This is a genomic window from Microbacterium sp. PI-SA-G, assembly GCF_057215335.1.
In genome coordinates, this window is the sequence record NZ_CM170103.1 from 3693064 (window position 1) to 3711503 (window position 18440).

General features: G+C 68.9%; 19 protein-coding genes. 16 read left to right on the forward strand and 3 right to left on the reverse strand.

The genetic code is table 11. From position 1 onward, the window contains the following. Positions 1 to 3: 3 nt before the first annotated feature. Positions 4 to 1464, reverse strand: a complete 1461-nt coding sequence (locus AC2D10_RS18265) for a MinD/ParA family ATP-binding protein (protein WP_484709646.1) — start codon at positions 1462 to 1464, stop codon at positions 4 to 6. 140 nt (positions 1465 to 1604) lie between these two features. Here AC2D10_RS18265 and priA point away from each other — a divergent pair, with 140 nt between their 5' ends. Continuing rightward, a complete protein-coding gene (gene priA / locus AC2D10_RS18270) occupies positions 1605 to 2354 on the forward strand; it encodes a bifunctional 1-(5-phosphoribosyl)-5-((5-phosphoribosylamino)methylideneamino)imidazole-4-carboxamide isomerase/phosphoribosylanthranilate isomerase PriA (RefSeq protein WP_484709647.1) in 750 nt (249 codons plus the stop codon). Further along, positions 2335 to 3153, forward strand: a complete 819-nt coding sequence (locus AC2D10_RS18275) for an SseB family protein (protein WP_484709648.1) — start codon at positions 2335 to 2337, stop codon at positions 3151 to 3153. Before priA ends, AC2D10_RS18275 begins: the two co-directional genes overlap by 20 nt. A gap of 19 nt (positions 3154 to 3172) precedes the next feature. On the opposite strand, the gene AC2D10_RS18280 is transcribed toward AC2D10_RS18275, so the two are convergent. Further along, positions 3173 to 3571: a DUF1844 domain-containing protein gene (locus tag AC2D10_RS18280; protein WP_484709649.1), complete on the reverse strand. Its 399-nt coding sequence runs from the start codon at positions 3569 to 3571 to the stop codon at positions 3173 to 3175. A 257-nt stretch (positions 3572 to 3828) separates the two neighbouring features. Between AC2D10_RS18280 and infC the strand changes: the two genes are divergently transcribed. The 14 genes from infC (at position 3829) to AC2D10_RS18350 (ending at position 17266) form a co-directional block, all read left to right on the forward strand. Further along, positions 3829 to 4461, forward strand: coding sequence for a translation initiation factor IF-3 (gene infC, locus AC2D10_RS18285; protein WP_484711878.1), 633 nt, complete (start codon positions 3829 to 3831; stop codon positions 4459 to 4461). Between the two features lie 74 nt (positions 4462 to 4535). Further along, positions 4536 to 4730 (forward strand): 50S ribosomal protein L35, encoded by a 195-nt coding sequence (gene rpmI / locus AC2D10_RS18290; RefSeq protein WP_036278714.1) that lies wholly within the window; start codon positions 4536 to 4538, stop codon positions 4728 to 4730. A gap of 33 nt (positions 4731 to 4763) precedes the next feature. Beyond that, entirely contained in the window at positions 4764 to 5150 is a 387-nt protein-coding gene (rplT, locus tag AC2D10_RS18295; protein WP_484709650.1) for a 50S ribosomal protein L20, read from the forward strand. A 127-nt stretch (positions 5151 to 5277) separates the two neighbouring features. Beyond that, positions 5278 to 6090 carry a TrmH family RNA methyltransferase gene (locus tag AC2D10_RS18300; RefSeq protein ID WP_484709652.1) on the forward strand — a complete coding sequence of 271 codons (813 nt, stop codon included), beginning with the start codon at positions 5278 to 5280 and terminating at the stop codon, positions 6088 to 6090. A gap of 35 nt (positions 6091 to 6125) precedes the next feature. Continuing rightward, positions 6126 to 6797 (forward strand): response regulator transcription factor, encoded by a 672-nt coding sequence (locus AC2D10_RS18305; protein ID WP_484709654.1) that lies wholly within the window; start codon positions 6126 to 6128, stop codon positions 6795 to 6797. 2 nt (positions 6798 to 6799) lie between these two features. Next, positions 6800 to 8176: a sensor histidine kinase gene (locus tag AC2D10_RS18310; protein ID WP_484709655.1), complete on the forward strand. Its 1377-nt coding sequence runs from the start codon at positions 6800 to 6802 to the stop codon at positions 8174 to 8176. Continuing rightward, complete coding sequence (locus AC2D10_RS18315; protein WP_484709657.1) at positions 8173 to 9135, forward strand: TAXI family TRAP transporter solute-binding subunit; 963 nt, start codon at positions 8173 to 8175, stop codon at positions 9133 to 9135. Before AC2D10_RS18310 ends, AC2D10_RS18315 begins: the two co-directional genes overlap by 4 nt. A 376-nt stretch (positions 9136 to 9511) precedes the next feature. After that, complete coding sequence (locus AC2D10_RS18320; RefSeq protein WP_484709658.1) at positions 9512 to 10261, forward strand: amino acid ABC transporter ATP-binding protein; 750 nt, start codon at positions 9512 to 9514, stop codon at positions 10259 to 10261. Between the two features lie 44 nt (positions 10262 to 10305). Continuing rightward, on the forward strand, positions 10306 to 11217 hold the full coding sequence (locus AC2D10_RS18325) for a glutamate ABC transporter substrate-binding protein (protein ID WP_484709660.1): 912 nt from the start codon (positions 10306 to 10308) through the stop codon (positions 11215 to 11217). 68 nt (positions 11218 to 11285) lie between these two features. Then, positions 11286 to 11942: an amino acid ABC transporter permease gene (locus AC2D10_RS18330; protein WP_484709662.1), complete on the forward strand. Its 657-nt coding sequence runs from the start codon at positions 11286 to 11288 to the stop codon at positions 11940 to 11942. After that, entirely contained in the window at positions 11939 to 12859 is a 921-nt protein-coding gene (locus AC2D10_RS18335; RefSeq protein ID WP_484709663.1) for an amino acid ABC transporter permease, read from the forward strand. The genes AC2D10_RS18330 and AC2D10_RS18335 overlap by 4 nt, the downstream gene beginning before the upstream one ends. A 41-nt stretch (positions 12860 to 12900) precedes the next feature. Further along, on the forward strand, positions 12901 to 13941 hold the full coding sequence (pheS, locus tag AC2D10_RS18340) for a phenylalanine--tRNA ligase subunit alpha (protein ID WP_484709665.1): 1041 nt from the start codon (positions 12901 to 12903) through the stop codon (positions 13939 to 13941). Beyond that, on the forward strand, positions 13941 to 16502 hold the full coding sequence (gene pheT / locus AC2D10_RS18345; protein ID WP_484709666.1) for a phenylalanine--tRNA ligase subunit beta: 2562 nt from the start codon (positions 13941 to 13943) through the stop codon (positions 16500 to 16502). Before pheS ends, pheT begins: the two co-directional genes overlap by 1 nt. Positions 16503 to 16549: 47 nt before the next feature. Next, entirely contained in the window at positions 16550 to 17266 is a 717-nt protein-coding gene (locus AC2D10_RS18350; protein ID WP_484709667.1) for a DUF402 domain-containing protein, read from the forward strand. A 9-nt stretch (positions 17267 to 17275) separates the two neighbouring features. Here the strand turns inward: AC2D10_RS18350 and AC2D10_RS18355 are convergent, their stop codons facing one another. Beyond that, positions 17276 to 18418, reverse strand: a complete 1143-nt coding sequence (locus AC2D10_RS18355; RefSeq protein ID WP_484709668.1) for an AAA family ATPase — start codon at positions 18416 to 18418, stop codon at positions 17276 to 17278. Between the last annotated feature and the right edge of the window lie 22 nt (positions 18419 to 18440).

Here is an 18440-nt window from a genome sequence, read left to right on the forward strand (position 1 = left end):
GGCTCAGAGTCCGCGGGCGACCGATGCGGCGGCGGCGAGCCATGCGCGCTGTGTGCGCTTGGCGAGAGCGCCGTAGCGCAGGTGCCCGTCGACGATCTCGTGATCGAACGGGATGCTGACGACGTCGCGTGAGAGAGCGCCGTAGCCGTTGACGACGTTGTCGACGTCAGAGACGGTCGCCTTCGGGTCGGCCTGCGACACGACCACTACCGACTGGCGGGCGAGTCGTGCCGATCGCTCGTCGCGGTCCGCGAGCGCCTCGAGCAGCAGGGCGCCGGCTTCGGCGTGATCTGCGCGCGTCGTGGTGGCGACGACGAGCTGATCGGCGTGGTCGATCATGCGGAGCCACATGGGGTCGGATTCGTCGTTGCCCGAGTCGATGATGATCAGGCGGTAGAACTTGGCGGCGACGGCGTGGATGGAGTCGACGTCGTCGGGGCTCAGGCGGTTCTCGTGCGCGAGCTTGATCGGCTTCGACCGCAGCACGTCGTACTTCTCGCGCGGCTGGTGGTGCATGAAGTGCGCGAGGTCGGCGGATTGCGCACCGGTGCCGAGCAGTCGCCCCGCTTCGGGCAGCAGTTCGAGCAGCGTGCGATCGTGCGCGCCGGTGTCGGTGCGCCAGCCGAGGGTGCCACGGGTCTGGTTGTTGTCCCACGCCAGCACGCCGGCGCCGCCGTAGCGCGCGAACACCGCCGACAGCAGGATCGTCGTCGGCGTCTTTCCGGCGCCGCCCTTGCCGTTGACGACAGCGATGGTGCGGGGTCCGGGCCAGTGCTGGCTCACGGCGAGCTCGTCATCGCGGGCGGACTGCTCGTCGATCGAGGGAGGAAGACGGAAGCCGAGCTTGTTGAGCAGTCCGCGCGCGCCGTCGCGGGCGGGTTCCTCGGGCCGTTCGGTCTGCAGGAACGAGTGCCGCTCGCGCGAGCCCTGCGCGTCGTCGTCGGACGCTGGAGCGAGAGAACGCGGAGTCGGGCTCGCAGCAGGCTCCGGAGAGATCAGTGGAAGCGCGGCGAGGGTCGACTCGGTGACCTCGGGTGCGGCCGGTGCCGAAGCGACCGGTGCCGGAGCAGGACGCTGCGGTGCGGGCGGTGCGGCCGGTGCGGGAGGTGCGGGGGTGACGGCGGGCGCCGCGGGTGTTGCCAGGTTCGCCGGAGCGGGGGATGCCGGAGGGGTCGCACGGCTCGGTGTGTCAGGCGCCGGCGGCACCGGCGACGCAGAGGGTGCTGCGGGCGGCGTCGGCACGGGCCGCGTCGTGGTGGAGTCGGCGATGCGCTCCTCGCGGGCAGCGGCGCGCGTACGACGATACGGAGGCTGCGCCGGGGCAGTGGCACCGGCCGGGGGGAGCGGCGGAACCGGGGGAGGATCGGCGGGGAAGAGCGGCACGGAGTCGACGAGCGGCTGCTTCTCGCCGCGTGCGGGGTGAGCCTCGGCGGGGGTGGCGTCTTCTTCGTACGGTCCGGACATGATCACCCAGCTTATCGTCTGCCCCGATCCGGTATTCCGCCGCATTTGGAGGGGACCCTTCTGCGCGATACCCTCGGTTCTCGTGCGTCCATGACGGGTGTGCTCGGACCCACGGATCTGATCTCTCACATTAGGAATCCATGAACGACTTCGCGCAGTCCCCTTCGCTCACGCTCCTTCCCGCGGTCGATGTCGCCGGCGGCAAGGCTGTTCGCCTGACCCAGGGCGAGGCCGGCACCGAGACGAACTACGGCGACCCGCTCGACGCGGCCGGCGAGTGGGTGTCGCAGGGAGCCAAGTGGATCCACCTCGTCGACCTCGACGCGGCGTTCGGCCGCGGCAGCAACGGCGCCATCCTGCGCAAGGTCATCAAGCAGTTCCGCAATGTGAACGTCGAACTCTCCGGCGGCATCCGTGACGACGCGACTCTCGAGGCCGCCCTCGAGAGCGGCGCAGCACGCATCAACCTCGGCACCGCCGCACTCGAGAATCCCGAGTGGGCGGCCGACGTGATCGGTCGCTACGGCGAGGCGATCGCGGTCGGTCTCGACGTCCGCGGCACCACGCTCGCAGCGCGGGGATGGACCAAGGAGGGCGGCGACCTCTGGGAGGTCCTCGACCGACTCGAAGACGCCGGGTGCAGCCGCTACGTCGTGACCGACGTGACGAAGGACGGCACGCTGCGCGGCCCGAACCTCGAGCTTCTCCGCGAGGTCGCCTCGCGCACGCCCAAGCCTGTCGTCGCCTCGGGTGGCATCTCGAACCTCGACGACATCGCCGCGCTCCGCGAGCTGGTTCCGCTCGGCGTCGAGGGAGCGATCGTGGGCAAGGCCCTGTACGCCGGCGCGTTCACGCTGGCTGAGGCGCTGGATGTCGCCGGCGACGACTGACGACTCCTGCGGTCACGGCGACGGCGACCACGCCCACGGCCCCGCGGACCGTGGTGATTCCGCCGGCGTGCCCTGGGAGGGCCGCAGCTTCGAATCCAACCCGCATGCGGGTGACGACGGCTCCGCGGATCCCGTGCTGCTCAACGCGCTGCTGCGTTTCCGCGCCGGCGAGGGCAGCCAGGTCGAGGTCGTCGACGCGTTCCGCAACGCCCGCATCCTGATCCCCCTCATCGCGGAGAAGGGGGAGGAGGGTATCGCGCCCAGCGGTCTGGCGGTCGACAAGACGCAGGAGCTCTCGATCGTCACGGTCGCCGCTCCCGACGGTCGCCGCGTGCAGCCGGTGTTCTCATCGGTCGAGGCGATGCAGCGGTGGGATGCCACGGCACGACCGATCCCGGTCGAAGCGGTGCGTGCGGCGCTGGCGGCATCGTCGGAGGACACCGACCTGATCGTGCTGGATCCGACGTCGGACACCGAGTTCGTGATCCGTCGTCCTGCCGTCTGGGCGGTCGCGCAGGGGCACCCGTGGGAGCCGAGCTTCCTCTCACCCGAGGTCTTCGCCGCTCTGCAGGAGAGCATCGGGCACGAGCTCGCCGTGATCGACGTGGCAGTCGCGGCCGGCGACCCCGACGCGCGACTGCGAGGACCCGAGCTCGTCGTGATGCTCGAGCTGGTCGATGGTCTGGAGCGCGAGGTGCTCGACGCGGTCCTGTCGCGCCTCGCTCAGCGCTGGGCGGCGGACGACCGCATCGCGGTGCTTGCCGACTCGCTGACGGTCACGCTGCGTCGCAGCCTCTGAGTCGTGCCGACCGTGCCGGTCAGTTGACCGGGCCGGTCCACTTCTCGCCCGGGCCCTTGCCGATCGGGTCGGGGATGACCGACGCCTCGCGGAAGGCGAGCTGCAGCGAGCGGAGTCCGTCGCGCAGGGAGCGCGCGTGCATGTCGCTGATCTCGGGGGCGCCTGCGGTGATCAGGCCGGCGAGGGAATTGATGAGCTTGCGCGCCTCGTCGAGGTCCATCTGGGCCGCGGCGTTCGGATCGTCGGCGAGCCCGAGTTTCACGGCGGCGGCGCTCATGAGGTGCACCGCAGCGGTCGTGATGACCTCCACGGCGGGCACGTCAGCGATGTCGCGAGTGGCGGAAGACGCGGCCTCTTCCTGTCGCGCCCAGCGCTCTTCGCGCTCGTGGTCTGCCTCGTGCTGGCCCTGAGTCGTCACTTCGCCTTGCTTTCTGTTAGACTTCAGCGGGCTCCGGAGCATCATGCTCCGGAACGAAAGAGGATTCACTTCCCACCCGCGCTTGCCGTTCCAGGCTACCGGGTCTTGCACTCCACCGGTTCCGTTCGCCAGAACGCTCCGGTAGTCAGGGTGCAGAGCCGGCGTCTGAATGCCGGTGGGTGAGGAGACGACTCCGATTTCGCCCGGGATGCACCTCGCATCACGGTGGCTGAATCACATCGTCTAAGGAGTTCCGCATCAGCGATCCCCGTACCAATGAGCGCATCCGCGTCCCCGAGGTCCGCCTCGTCGGCCCCGCGGGTGAGCAGATCGGTGTTGTCCGCATCGAGGCGGCACTGCGCCTGGCACAGGAAGCCGACCTCGATCTCGTCGAGGTGGCCCCCAACTCGAAGCCTCCCGTGGTCAAGATCATGGACTACGGCAAGTTCAAGTACGAGGCCGCCCAGAAGGAAAAGGAAGCTCGCCGTAACCAGGCGAACACGATCCTCAAGGAAGTCCGCTTCCGTCTGAAGATCGAGGCGCACGACTACACGACCAAGCTCAAGCGCGCCGAGGGCTTCCTCAAGGCCGGCGACAAGGTCAAGGCCATGATCCTCTTCCGCGGTCGCGAGCAGTCGCGTCCCGAGCAGGGTGTGCGTCTGCTGCGCAAGTTCGCCGAAGATGTCGCCGAGCTCGGCACCGTCGAGTCGAACCCGACGATCGACGGTCGCAACATGGTCATGGTCGTGGCTCCGCTGAAGAGCAAGTCCGAGGCCAAGCAGGAGCAGAACGCCGTGCGCGACGCGCAGCGTGCCGCCAACAAGCAGGCGGCCCGCGAGGCCAAGAGCGAGTCGGACGCCGACGCGCCGGTTGACGCTTCGGCGGAGTGATTCCCGCCCCCCAGAACTCCCGCACCGCGGGTTGACAACGTCGCCTACGAAGGCGCATGACGAAGGAAGAGAAGATGCCGAAGCAGAAGACCCACTCGGGTGCTAAGAAGCGCTTCAAGATCACCGGCAGCGGCAAGCTGAAGAAGCAGCAGGCCGGGATGCGCCACAACCTCGAGCACAAGTCGAGCCGCCGCACCCGTCGTCTGAACCAGGACCAGGTGCTCTCCAAGGCTGACACCAAGACGGCTAAGAAGCTTCTCGGCCGCTGACGCGCCCGAACGCACGAATAGGAACACAGGAAAATGGCAAGAGTCAAGCGGGCGGTAAACGCCCACAAGAAGCGCCGGGTCATCCTCGAGCGCGCAAAGGGTTACCGCGGTCAGCGTTCGCGCCTGTACCGCAAGGCCAAAGAGCAGGTCATCCACTCCCTGGTCTACTCGTACCGTGACCGTCGCAAGCGCAAGGGCGACTTCCGTCGTCTGTGGATCCAGCGCATCAACGCTGCGGCTCGCCAGAACGGCATGACGTACAACCGCTTCATCCAGGGCCTCGGCCTCGCGGGTGTCACGGTCGACCGTCGCATGCTCGCCGACCTCGCGGTCAACGACGCGGCGACGTTCACCACGCTCGTCGAGACGGCCAAGAAGGCTCTGCCTTCCGACGTCAACGCGCCGAAGTCGGCTGCGTAAGCATCAGACGCTCCAGAGGGCGCTCTTCTTCGGAAGGGCGCCCTCTGTCGTACCCGCCGCGTGCGCGACAGGAGCGTGCCGCGCCGGATGGCGCACCCGCGCGCGCCGCGCCTCTTAGACTGTGAAGGTGCTGGAGAACCCGCGGTCCCCCCGAGTCCGTGCTGTGGCGAAGCTGACCAAGCGGAGCGCGCGCACCGAGACCGGCCTGTTCCTGCTGGAGGGCCCGCAGTCCGTGCGCGAGGCGCTGACCTATCTGCCCCACGCGATCGTCGAGTTGTTCGCAACGCCCACGGGGTGGGAGAAGCATCCCGACATCCGTGCGAAGGCCGCCGACGCCGCCGTGCACGTCGAATTCGTCACCGAGTATGTGCTCAACGCGATGGCCGACACGGTCACGCCGCAGGGGCTTGTCGCCGTGGTCCGTCAGACTCCGACCTCGGTGCGTGACATCTTCGCCATGAAGCCGCGTCTGGTCGCCATCTGCCAGGAGGTGCGGGATCCGGGCAACCTCGGAACCATCATCCGTGCAGCGGACGCCGCCGGAGCCGACGCCGTCGTGCTGACGGGGCGCACCGTCGACCCGTACAACCCCAAGGTGGTGCGCGCGACCACCGGGTCGCTCTTCCACCTTCCGGTCGCGATCGCGGGCGAGCTGTCCGACGTGGTTGACCGTGCGCATGGGGGCGGTCTGCGTGTCCTCGCCGCTGACGTGAAGGGCGACGACCTGCTCGCCGCGCGTGCCGAGGGCATCCTGGCGGAGCCGACCGCGTGGCTGTTCGGCAACGAGGCTCGGGGGCTCGAGGACGATGCCCTGGCCCTCGCGGACCGTGTGCTGAAGCTGCCGATCTTCGGTCGCGCCGAGTCGCTGAACCTCGCCACCGCCGCCAGCGTGTGCCTGTATGAGAGCGCGTTCTCGCAACGCGCGGCATCCGCCGGCTGACGAGGTCCGATGTCCCGAACCGAAGGACAGGATCGATGAGGATTCTGATCGTGGAAGACGATGACCGCGTCGCCGCCGCGCTCGACGCCTTCCTCGCGCGGTCCGGCTACGCCACCGTGCGGGCCGCCGACGGTGCCGCGGCGCTCGATCTGCTCGACGCCGACACCGAGGTCGTGCTGCTCGACCTGGGGCTGCCCGACGTCGACGGGATCGACCTCTGCCGACGCATCCGCGGGCGCTCCGACGTGCCGATCGTCGTGGTGACCGCCCGCAGCCAGGTGACCGAGCGCATCAAGGGGCTACGCGCCGGTGCCGACGACTTCGTGGTGAAGCCCTACGACGTGCAGGAGTTGCTCGCGCGGATCGAGGCGGTCACGCGTCGCTCCCGACCGGTGCGTCCGGCCTCCGAGACACAGGTGTCGGTCCACGACGGCGCCGTGCGGATCGACCTCGTCGCGCGCCAGCTGCATGTCGACGACGTGCCGGTGGAGCTGACGCGTAAGGAGTTCGACATCGTCGCCGTGCTCGCACGGTATCCCGGGGTGGCGGTGCCGAAGGATCGGCTGATCCGTGAGGTGTGGAACACGGACTGGCGCGGCTTCGGCCACTCGCTTGAGGTGCATGTCGGCGCGATCCGCCGCAAGACCGGGGATCGCAACGTGATCGAGACCGTGCGAGGAGTCGGATACCGGCTCGCCGGTGCCTGACCATGCGCACACGTCTGGTCGTCGTCTTCCTCGTACCCGTGATCGCGATCCTGCTCTCGCTGGCGGCCGCCACGGGCTGGAGCGCGGCCCGCAGCATCCAGCAGGCGATGTACACGGAGCAGCTCGGCGACCTGGGCTACTTCGTCGGCAGCGCACGCCAGGCACTGCGGTCGGGAAGCGAGACCGTGGTCGAGGGCGAGGCGCGCCGGTTCCAGGAGGTGCATGACATCGAGGTGGTCGTCTTCGACCTCTCGGGTGCTGTGTGGGCGACGAGCGATCCCGACCGCCCGGTGCTCGCCGATGCGGAGGCCGAGCGGGTGCGCCTCGCGCTGTCGGGCCGTCGGGCCGAGGCGCCGGATCCTCCTTTCCCGTGGATGCTGCCGGATGCCGCGACGGTCGAGCCCGTCTTCGACGACGGCGATGTGATCGGCGCCGTCATGATCACGGCCGACGTCGAGGCGCCGCGTGCCGAACTGCTGCGGCAAGTGCTGGTGCTCGCCGCGGTCGCGGTCGTGTCGATCATCCTCGGTGTGGTCCTGGTGTTCCAGCTGGCCCGGTGGGTGCTGTCGCCGGTGCGACGGCTGGACGAGGCGATGATCGCGATCGAACGCGGTGAGATGCACGCCCGCGTCGCCGAAGACACCGGTCCGCCAGAGCTTCGGCGTATGACCCGGGTGTTCAACGGCATGGCGGAGGAGATCGAGCGGGTGCTCGCGCGTCAGCAGGAGTTCGCCATGAACGCTTCGCACGAGCTGCGCAATCCGCTCAACGCCCTGCTGCTGCGCGTCGAGCACCTCGCGACGGGACTCGGGCCGGAGTGGCAGGGCGACGTGGAGGAGACCCGCGAAGAGGGCCGTCGCATGGCGCGCATCCTCGAGACGCTGCTCGGCCTCGCACGCCGTGGCCGGACGGACTCCCCGTTCTCGGCCGTCGACCTGGCGGAGCTCGCTGCTCGCCGCGTGGACGCGTGGAACGAGGTCGCCGCGCAGCGCGGCATCCGCTTCGCCTCGGTGGGGGAGTCTTCGCTGATGAGCACGACCGATCGGACCATCATCGAAGCCGCCCTCGACGCGGTGATCGACAATGCGGTGAAGTACTCGCCCGACAGCGGGGTCATCGAGGTTGGTGTGCACCGGGATGCTGCGGGGAACATCATCACGGTGCGCGATCAGGGTTCGGGCCTTCCTGAGGATCAGGTGGTCTCGGCCACCGACCGGTTCTGGCGCAGCGCCGACAGCGGCGACGTTCCGGGCACAGGACTCGGGCTCGCCATCGCGACAGATCTGCTGGCGTCGGTGGGCAGCGATCTCACGGTCGCGTCACCCGCTGACGGCGGCCTGCTGATCACGCTCCACGTCGCCGACGGAGCGGTCGCATGAGAAGCATCGGCCGTCGGGCTCTCGCCCTCGCCCTCACCGCGGCAGCGGTGCTCGGGCTGAGCGCCTGCGTGCCGCGGGCGAGCGAGTGGACCGACCGCGCATACGTGATCGCGGGAGGCGGTGCGACCGGCGTCTACTTCGACTACGGCGTGCGTCTGGCGGACGAGCTGTCGGACTCCCTCGACATCGACGTCGTGGGGGTGGAGACCAACGGCTCGGTCGACAACCTGCTGCGGGTGGCCGACGGCGAGGCCCTGCTCGGTTTCGCGCAGGGCGATGCCGCCGCCGATGCCGTGGCCGGTGCGGGAGCGTTCGACGAGCCGCTCGGCGTGCAGGCGGTGGCCCGCCTCTACGACGAGTACGTGCACGTGGTCGTGCGTGCGGATTCCTCGGTCCAGAGCATCGCCGACCTCGCAGGCACAACGGTGTCGCTCGGCGCCGAGAACTCGGGTGTGGCGGTGATCGCGAGCCGGGTGCTGCACGCGGCGGGCGTGGAGGCGACCTCGGTGCGCGATCGCCAGCTCGACCTCGGGCAGTCGATCGCAGCCGTGCAGAGCGGCGAGGTGGAGGGCTTCTTCTGGGTCGGTGGGCTGCCGACCCCTGGCATCCAGGAACTCGCGACCGATCTGCCTGTCCGCCTGCTGCCGATCGAGCAGGACTGGATCAACGCCGTGAACAACCGCTACTCCGATGCCTATCGCCCTGCCGACTTCCCCGCCGGCATCTACGGTCTGAGCGAGTCGACGCCGACGATGGCGGTGCCGAACTACCTGCTGGCCGCGGCATCCACGCCCGATGCGATGGTGCGCGATGTGCTGACGACGCTGTTCGACGCGCGGACGCGCCTGGGCGCGGAGGTGCCGGCGGTGGCGCTGCTCAACCGCCGTCAAGCCATCTTCACGGCGCCCGTCGACCTGCACCCGGGCGCCGTCGCCTACTACCGCGACAGCGGACGCTGAGCCGCGCGACCGGGCCCCCACCGCGAGTCTCAAGAAATCCTCAAGAACCACCCCGGCGGCCGCGGGCTCTGCCAGTGTGAGGTCGATCACGATCGATTCGATGGAGAATCCTGATGCCCTCGAACTGCTGCCGCAACGACAGGCGAAGCCGTTCTCCGCACGCCGAAGACGTCGGGGTCACCCCCGGAGGGTTCGTCACCGGACGGTGTCATCGTGGGGGCGCTGACACCACCCGCCGCGTCCCCACGGCTCGGTGGGGAAGGGCCGTGGGGAACGTGCGCTCGATGCGTCCGATGGGCGGTCAGGGTGATTACGAACGTGTAAATCTCGCGCAGGTCGTGCACCACGACACTGACCGCGTGGCTAGTTTGGAGAAATGATGACCTCAGGTACGCCCCTCGTCGTGGTCGAGAACGTTCAGAAGCACTACGGCGACTTCCAGGCGCTGACCGACATCGACCTCACCGTCAACACGGGCGAGGTCGTCGTGGTGATCGGCCCGTCCGGTTCCGGCAAGTCGACGCTCTGCCGCACGATCAACCGGCTCGAGACGATCACCAGCGGCAGCATCCGCATCGACGGCAAGGAGCTCCCGGCTGAGGGCAAGGGCCTCGCCCACCTCCGCGCCGACGTGGGCATGGTGTTCCAGTCCTTCAACCTCTTCGCGCATCTGACGATCCTCGAGAATGTGACCCTCGGCCCGATCAAGGTGCGCGGACTCAAGAAGTCCGAGGCCGAGAAGGAGGCGATGGTGCTCCTCGAACGCGTGGGCATCGCCCAGCAGGCCTCGAAACTTCCGGCCCAGCTCTCGGGCGGTCAGCAGCAGCGCGTGGCCATCGCTCGGGCGCTCGCGATGCAGCCCAAGGTGATGCTGTTCGACGAGCCGACCAGCGCGCTCGACCCCGAGATGATCAATGAGGTCCTCGACGTGATGGTCGACCTCGCGCACGACGGCATGACGATGATCGTCGTCACCCACGAGATGGGCTTCGCGCGCAAGGCGGCGGACCGCGTCGTCTTCATGGCCGACGGCCGGATCGTGGAGGAGGCGACTCCCGAGGAGTTCTTCACGAACCCGACCAGCGACCGTGCCAAGGACTTCCTCTCGAAGCTCCTCACGCACTGACCCGCACACAGACCCTGCACACACAGCAACACAAGGAGACGCACATGCGACGCACACGCACACTCGCAGGCATCGGAATCGCAGCGGTGGCGCTGCTGACCCTGACGGCCTGCAACACCGGCAGCCCCTCGGCTCCCGGCGCCGGCACCGGCGGCGAGGAGGGTGGCGAGGACAGCACCTGGTTCGAGGTCGCCTCGGACGTCCAGCTCGAAGGCAGCCCGACGTTCGACGCCATCACCGAGCGCGACAAGGTGGTCGTCGGCGTCAAGGAGGACCAGCCCGGTCTCGGGTACCTCGACGTCACGAGCGGAGACCGCACGGGCTTCGACGTCGACATCGCACGCTGGATCGCCGCCTCGCTCGGCTACGACGAGGACAAGATCGAGTTCAAGCCGATCGCCTCCGCGAACCGCGAGCAGGCCATCACCAACGGCGACATCGACTACTACGTCGGCACGTACTCCATCAACGACAAGCGCAAAGAGCTCATCGACTTCGCCGGCCCGTACTTCATCACGGGCCAGGGCCTGCTGGTCGCAGCTGACGCCCCCGAGGCAGAGGCGCTCGAGGACTTCAACGGCAAGACGGTCTGCTCGGCGACGGGCTCGACCCCGATCCAGAACATCAAGGCGAACTTCCCCGACATCACCACGCAGGAGTACGACCTGTACTCCGCATGCGTGCAGGACCTGATCGATGGCAAGGTCGATGCGGTCACCACCGACCAGGCGATCCTCATCGGCTACGCCGCCCAGTACCCGGACGACGTGAAGGTCACCGGCGGACTGTTCACGGAGGAGCGCTACGGCGTCGGCCTCGAGAAGGGTGACGACGCGCTGCGTACGCACATCAACGAGCTGTTCACCGACAACGCCGAGATCTGGCAGGCGATCTTCGACAAGAACCTCGGTTCGAGCGGCATCGAGGTCGAGCAGCCCGAGGTCGACCAGTACTGATCTGACAACAGGAGGGGCGGTCGCCCGTGCGGCGGCCGTCCCTCCCCTCCTGAAGAAGGGAGGGTGGCGTGGACGTCATCTTCGGCAACCTCGACCTGTGGGGAGAGGCGATCGGCAACACGCTGCTCGTCTTCGCCATCGGCGGCATCATCGCGCTCGTGCTCGGCATCATCGTCGGCGCCATGCGTGTGTCTCCGATCCCGATCGCGAGAGGGATCGGGACGCTCTACGTCAACATCATTCGCAACACCCCGCTGACCCTGGTGTTCTTCTTCTTCGTCTTCGGCTACCCGCAGCTGGGCCTGCCGGACCTGTCCAACACGGTCCTGGGCATCCTGGCCATCGGCATCTACACCGCGACGTACGTCGCCGAGGTGCTCCGTGCCGGCATCAACACCGTCCCGGTCGGACAAGCCGAGGCAGCGCGCGCCATCGGTCTGCCGTTCGGTCAGGTGATGGGACTCGTGATCCTCCCGCAGGCCTTCCGTTCGGTCGTCCCGCCGATGATGAGCGTGTTCATCGCCCTGCTCAAGAACACCACCGTCGCGGCCGGCTTCTCGATCGCCGAACTCGCGGCCCTGCGCTCCACGATCAACGACTCCGCTGATCGACCGGGCAACCCGATGGAGGTGCTGCTCTGGGTGGCAGTCGTCTTCGTCGCCCTGGTCCTGCTGATGAGCTGGCTCCAGCGCCATCTCGAGAACCGATGGAGGATCGCCCGATGAGTTCCGTACTGTACGACGTCCCCGGACCGCGGGCGATCGCTCGAAACCGCATCCTTGCCCTCATCACGGTCGTCATCGTTCTCATGCTCGTCGGCTTCGTCGTTCTGCGCATGCTGGAGACCGGGCAGTTCTCGGCGGAGAAGTGGTACGTCTTCACGTTCTCCAACGTGTGGATGGGGATCTTCAAGGCCCTCGGCAACACCCTCGCCGCGTTCGCCCTGGCGGCGGTGCTCAGCGTCATCCTCGGTTTCGTGCTCGCGATCGGACGCCTCTCCGACCACGCGTGGGTGCGCATCCCCGTGACCGTCATCACTGAGCTGTTCCGCGCGGTGCCGGTGCTCGTCTTCATGATGCTGCTCTACTACGGGCTTCCGGTCATCGGGATCAAGATGGACCCGTACTGGGCTGTGGTGATCGCGCTGATGGCGTACAACGGATCCGTACTCGCCGAGGTGCTCCGCGCCGGAATCGAGTCCCTGCCGCGCGGTCAGAAGGAGGCGGGCTTCGCGATCGGCCTCCGCAAGAGCGGCGTGATGCGGCTCATCCTGCTGCCGCAGGCGATCCGCGCCATGCTCCCGGTGATCGTCGCTCAGCTGGTCGTCACCATGAAGGACACCGCGCTCGGGTTCATCATCACCTACCCCGAACTGCTCTACTACGCGAAGCAGTTGACGTCGCAGCAGGGTCGACCGATCCTTCAGTCCGCCTTCGTCATCGGCGGAATTTACATCATCATGTGCCTGATCCTGTCGGGTATCGCGCGATGGGTGGAGGTCCGAACGCGACGCTCGCCGAAGGTCCGCGGTGTGCTTCCGGGCGGTGGCGCGGATCCCCGCACGCATGAGGACGGGACCAACACCCAACTCATCGCCATGCAGCGAGGTACAGGCAAATTCGACGGAACGAGCACCGGCTGAACGTCTGTGCGTTGCGACGCGCGCCGGTAGACTCGTCTCTCGTGTCTGACTCTCCAGAGATCACCCCAGAAGCAGTCGAAGCGGCGGTCGCCGCAGCCCTCGATGCGATCGGCGCAGCAGCCGACACCGCAGAGCTGAAAGCGGTCCGCGCCGCGCACGTCGCCGAGGGATCGCCGCTCGCGGTGCTCAACGCGTCGATGCGTCAGGTGGCGCCCGAGAACAAGGCGGCGTTCGGCAAGCTCGTCGGCCAAGGTCGGGGTCGTGTCACCCAGGCCCTGGCGGCGAAGGAGGCCGAGCTCGCGACCGCCGAGGTCGCGGCCCGCCTCGAGGCCGAGCGCATCGACATCACCGCCGTCCCGTCGCGGACGCGCGTGGGCGCGCGGCATCCGCTCACCCTGCTGCAGGACCAGGTCTGCGACATCTTCGTCGGCATGGGATGGGAGATCGCCGAGGGGCCCGAGCTCGAGCACGAGTGGTTCAACTTCGACGCTCTCAACTTCGACGTCGACCACCCCGCCCGCCAGGAGCAGGACACCTTCTACGTCGACCCGACCTCGCGGCACCTGGTGATGCGCACGCACACCAGCCCCGTGCAGGTGCGGTCGATGCTCGACCGCGAGCTGCCCATCTACGTGCTCTGCCCTGGCCGCGTCTACCGCACCGACGAGTTCGACGCCACGCACCTGCCGGTGTTCACCCAGTTCGAGGGGCTCGTGATCGACAAGGGCATCACGATGGCGCACCTCAAGGGCACGCTCGATCACTTCGCCCGTCAGCTCTTCGGCGCCGAGGCCAAGACGCGGTTCCGCACCAACTACTTCCCCTTCACCGAGCCGTCTGCCGAGCTCGACCTGTGGCACCCGACCTTCAAGGGTGGCGCGCGCTGGATCGAGTGGGGCGGATGCGGCATGGTCAACCCGAACGTGCTTCGCGCGGCCGGGATCGACCCCGAGGTGTACAGCGGCTTCGCGTTCGGCATGGGCATCGAGCGGGGCCTGATGTTCCGCAGCGATGTGCAGGACATGCGCGACATGGCCGAGGGCGATGTCCGTTTCAGCGAGCAGTACGGGATGGTGGTGTGATGCGCGTCCCGCTTTCGTGGTTGCGTGAGTACGTGGATGTGGCACCGGATGCCACGCCGGAGGATGTCCTCGCGGCGCTGGTGACGGTCGGCTTCGAAGAGGAGGACGTGCACCGCTTCGAGATCACGGGTCCCGTCGTCGTCGGGCAGGTCGTGTCGCTCGAGCCCGAGCCGCAGTCCAACGGCAAGACGATCAACTGGTGCCAGGTCGATGTCGGCCCGTCGTCCGGCTCAGGAACCGATCATGACGTCCGCGGCATCGTCTGCGGCGCGCACAACTTCGCCGTCGGCGACAAGGTCGTGGTGACCCTTCCCGGCGCCGTCCTGCCGGGGCCGTTCCCGATCGCTGCCCGTAAGACCTACGGCCATGTCTCCGACGGCATGATCGCCTCGGCCCGCGAACTCGGGCTCGGCGACGAGCACAACGGCATCGTCGTGCTCGCCGACCTCGGCATCGACGCACCCGTCGGCACCGATGCGATCACGCTCCTCGGACTGGATGACGTCGCGGTCGAGATCAACGTGACGCCGGACCGCGGGTACGCGTTCTCGCTGCGTGGGGTGGCACGGGAGTACTCGCATGCCACCGGCGCGACCTTCCGCGATCCCGCCGAGCGCGACTTCACCGAGCTGCAGCCCGGCACCGGGTTCACGGCGATCGTCGATGACACGGCGCCCGTGCGCGGGCGTGTCGGGGCCAGCGAGTTCGTCACGCGCGTCGTGCGCGGGGTCGACCCGTCACGCCCGACCCCGCCGTGGATGATCGCGCGCCTCAGCCTCGCCGGCATGCGCTCGCTCGGCGTGCTGATCGACATCACCAACTACGTCATGCTCGAGCTCGGCCAGCCGCTGCACGGCTATGACCTCGACAGGCTCGACGGGGGCATCACGGTGCGGCGGGCGACGCCCGGCGAGAAGATGACGACCCTCGACGGCGTGGAGCGCGCTCTGCACACCGAGGATCTGTTGATCACCGACGGCTCCGGCCCCATCGGGCTCGCCGGCGTCATGGGCGGCGGCACCACTGAGATGTCGAGCACCACGCAGAACGTGCTGATCGAGGCGGCGACCTTCGATCCGATCACGATCGCTCGTACGGCTCGTCGTCACAAGCTGCCCAGCGAGGCCTCCAAGCGCTTCGAGCGCGGCGTCGACCCGCTGATCCCGTTCGTCGCGGCTCGCCGTGCGGCCGACCTGATGGTCGAGTTCGCCGGCGGCACCCTCACGGAGGAGGGCGGCGCGCTGTTCGCCGAGGTCTTCGTCGAGGAGATCGCGCTTCCGGCCGGCTTCGTGCAGGGCCTGATCGGTGTGGACTACACGGATGACGAGATCACCGGTGCGCTGACCACGATCGGCGCCGAGGTCACCGTGTCCGAGGGTTCTGGCACCCAGGACGACGCGTGGGGCTCCGGCACGCAGGGCGGCTGGGCGGTCATCCCGCCGACCTGGCGCCCCGACCTCACCGACAAGTGGACGCTGGCCGAAGAGGTCGCACGCATCCACGGGCTCGACCGCATCCCGTCCGTGCTGCCCACGCCGCCGTCCGGCCGTGGGCTGACCGCGCTGCAGCAGGGACGCCGTCGGGTGTCTGACGCGCTGGCCGCGGCAGGATTCGTCGAGACACCCTCGTTCCCGTTCACCACCCAGGCGCAGAACGACCTCCACGGGTCGGCGTCGGGGGAGACGCTGCCCGGCATCCGCCTGGCGAACCCGCTCGACGGCCAGGCGCCGTTCCTGCGTCGATCGCTGGTTCCGGGGCTGCTGCAGACCGCGCACCGCAACATCTCGCGCGGCCTCACCGACCTCGCGCTCTTCGAGACGGGCGTGGTCTTCGTGCCCGAGGCGGGCGTGACGTACGGCACCGACGAGGTCCCGCCGCTGGGCGCCCGTCCGTCGGACGAGACGCTCGCCGCGCTGAACGCGTCGATCCCGCCGCAGCACCGACACGTCGCTCTGCTGCTGACGGGCAACATCGTCGCGCGTCAGCCCGGCCGCCCTGCCGAGCCCGCCGGCATCGCCGAGGCTCTCGACGCCGCGCATGTCATCGCCGTCGCGGCCGGAGTCGAGATCGATGTCGTGCAGGCTGAGCGTGCCGCACTGCACCCCGGACGCACGGGTGTGCTGCGCGTCGGATCACAGCAGGTCGGCTACGTCGGCGAGCTGCACCCGGCCGTGGCGGAGGACGCCGATCTGCCCGGCCGTGCAGTGGTGCTCGAACTGGACCTCGACCGCATCCTGTCGCTCGCGGGAGACCGCACGGTCGCCGAGTCGCTGTCGACCTTCCCCGCCGCGACGCAGGACGTGTCGCTCACGCTGCCGGCGTCGGTTCCCGCCGGTGACGTGCGTGCCGCTCTCGCCGAGGGTGCGGGCGCACTGCTCGAGTCCGTGCGTCTGGTCGATGACTACCGCGGCGAGGGTGTGCCGGAGGGGTCGAAGAGCCTGACGTTCGCGCTGCGGTTCCGCGCCGCCGATCGCACGCTCACCGCGGCTGAGGCGACCGAAGCGAAGCTCGCGGGCGTCACCGTCGCGGCCGAGCGTTTCGGAGCGGCGCTGCGCGACTGAGCACGTCGCTCCTGCGGCACGCTGGTCGTCGGGGGTAGCGTGACGGCATGAGCATCCTCCCGCACGCCACCCCCGCGGCCGTCCCCGACGACGCGCGCTGGCTCGGCGAGGGGCCGTTCCTCCCGCCGGGAGCGCAGATCGACTGGCACTACCGCAAGCCCGGGTGGCAGGCGGGCGAGGCGTCGACCATCACGCCGATGCGCGTGGTGCGCGACGACGAGCGGGGGCTGGTCGCGTGGCTGGCGCCGGGCACGCTGCAGGAGGGGCAAGGAGCTCCGGATGGGCAGCGCGTGCGCACCGTGCCGCTCGAGCGACGATGGCTCGAGCCGCGAACCCGCATCCCCGAGGAGTGGTGGGGCAACGGCATCCTGCGGATCGCGCCCGCCGGCTCTGCCTGGTCGGTGTGGCTGTTCTGGAGCGACACGACTACTGACGATTGGGAATTCGCGGGCTGGTACGTGAACCTCGAGAACGCGCACGTGCGCACCGATCACGACACCTACACGTCTGATCACATCCTCGATGTCGAGATCGACGCGAACGGCGCGGTGCACCTGAAGGACGAGGACGAGGTCATCGCAGCGATCGAGCAGGGCCGGCTCAGTCGCGAGCAGGCGTCTCAGATCGAGCGGCACGCGGATGCCGCGATCGCCTCATTCCACGACGGGCACTGGGCGTTCGACGACGAATGGTGTCGGTGGCGACCGGATGCCGGATGGACCACTCCCGCGCTGTCCGGACTCGACGAACTCACTACCCGCTGACACTCGATCTCAGCGCGAGGGCCACTGCCAGCCGGGCCGGTCCAGGACTCCCTGGTCGCGGACCCGCGTGCCGTACCCCGCGGACTCCAGCTCCACGACCGCGCCGCCGGCCTCGCCCAGGGTGCGCCGGAGTGCGGCGGAATGCGTCACGACGATGACCTGTGTCTCCGCGGCGGCCGCGGTGAGAAGTGCGCCCAGCGGTTCGATCAGGCTCTCGTGCAGGCTCGACTCGGGCTCGTTGACGACCAGCAGCGGCGGCGGGTCGGCGGGCAACAGCGCCGCGCACAGCAGCAGGAAGCGCAGGGTGCCGTCGGAGAGCTCGGATGCGTCGAGCGGTCGCAGCAGTCCCGGCTGACGCAGTTGGAGGCGGAACCCTCCCTCACCCGCCGCCACCTGCACCCGGGAACCGGGGAAGGCGCGATCGACGGCTGCGTCGAGGGCGTCTCCGCGACCAGCTTCCTGGGTCGTCGCCCACACGGCGGCGAGATCGGCGCCGTCGTCGCTCAGCCACCGGGTGCGCGTGCCGACCTGCGGTGCCCGGGCGGGTGCGTCGGCGTCGGTGCGGAAGTGATCGTAGAAGCGCCAGGCGGCGATGCGCTGGCGCAGGCCGACCGTCTCCCACACCGCGGTGCCGTCGGCGAGATCGAGCAGTGCGCTCTGACCAGGGGCCATCGGTTGGTCGACGGTGATCCAGCCGTCGTCGCCCCGCACGCGGACAGCCGCGCGCTGCCGGTCGAGGATCAGCGTCCCCGGTCGCGCGACCGGGCCGCTGAACACCTGCTCGCGTTTGATGTCGGGGTCGCGTGTGAAGAAGCTCTCCTGCCCGGCCTGTGGGAGTCCGAGGTCCAGCAGATAACCGAGCTCGTCGGCCGCGAAGCCCAGGCGCACCGACACCGGGGCTGTACGTCTGGTGCCCTCGGCGCCGGGCCCTTGCGGCTTCTCGGGTCCTGCCCAGAGCACACTGTCGAGTCCGCCCTCTCGTGCGATGGCCGCGACCGCTCTGCCGTGGCCGGCCGCGGCGAGCAGCCGCAGCGCGCGGTACAGGTTCGACTTGCCGGTGCCGTTGGCGCCGGTGATGACGGTGAGGGGATGCAGGGGCAGGACCACATCGACGAGTGAGCGGTATCCGGCGACGGCGAGCGTGGTCAGCATGGGTCCATCCTGGCAAGGGCGT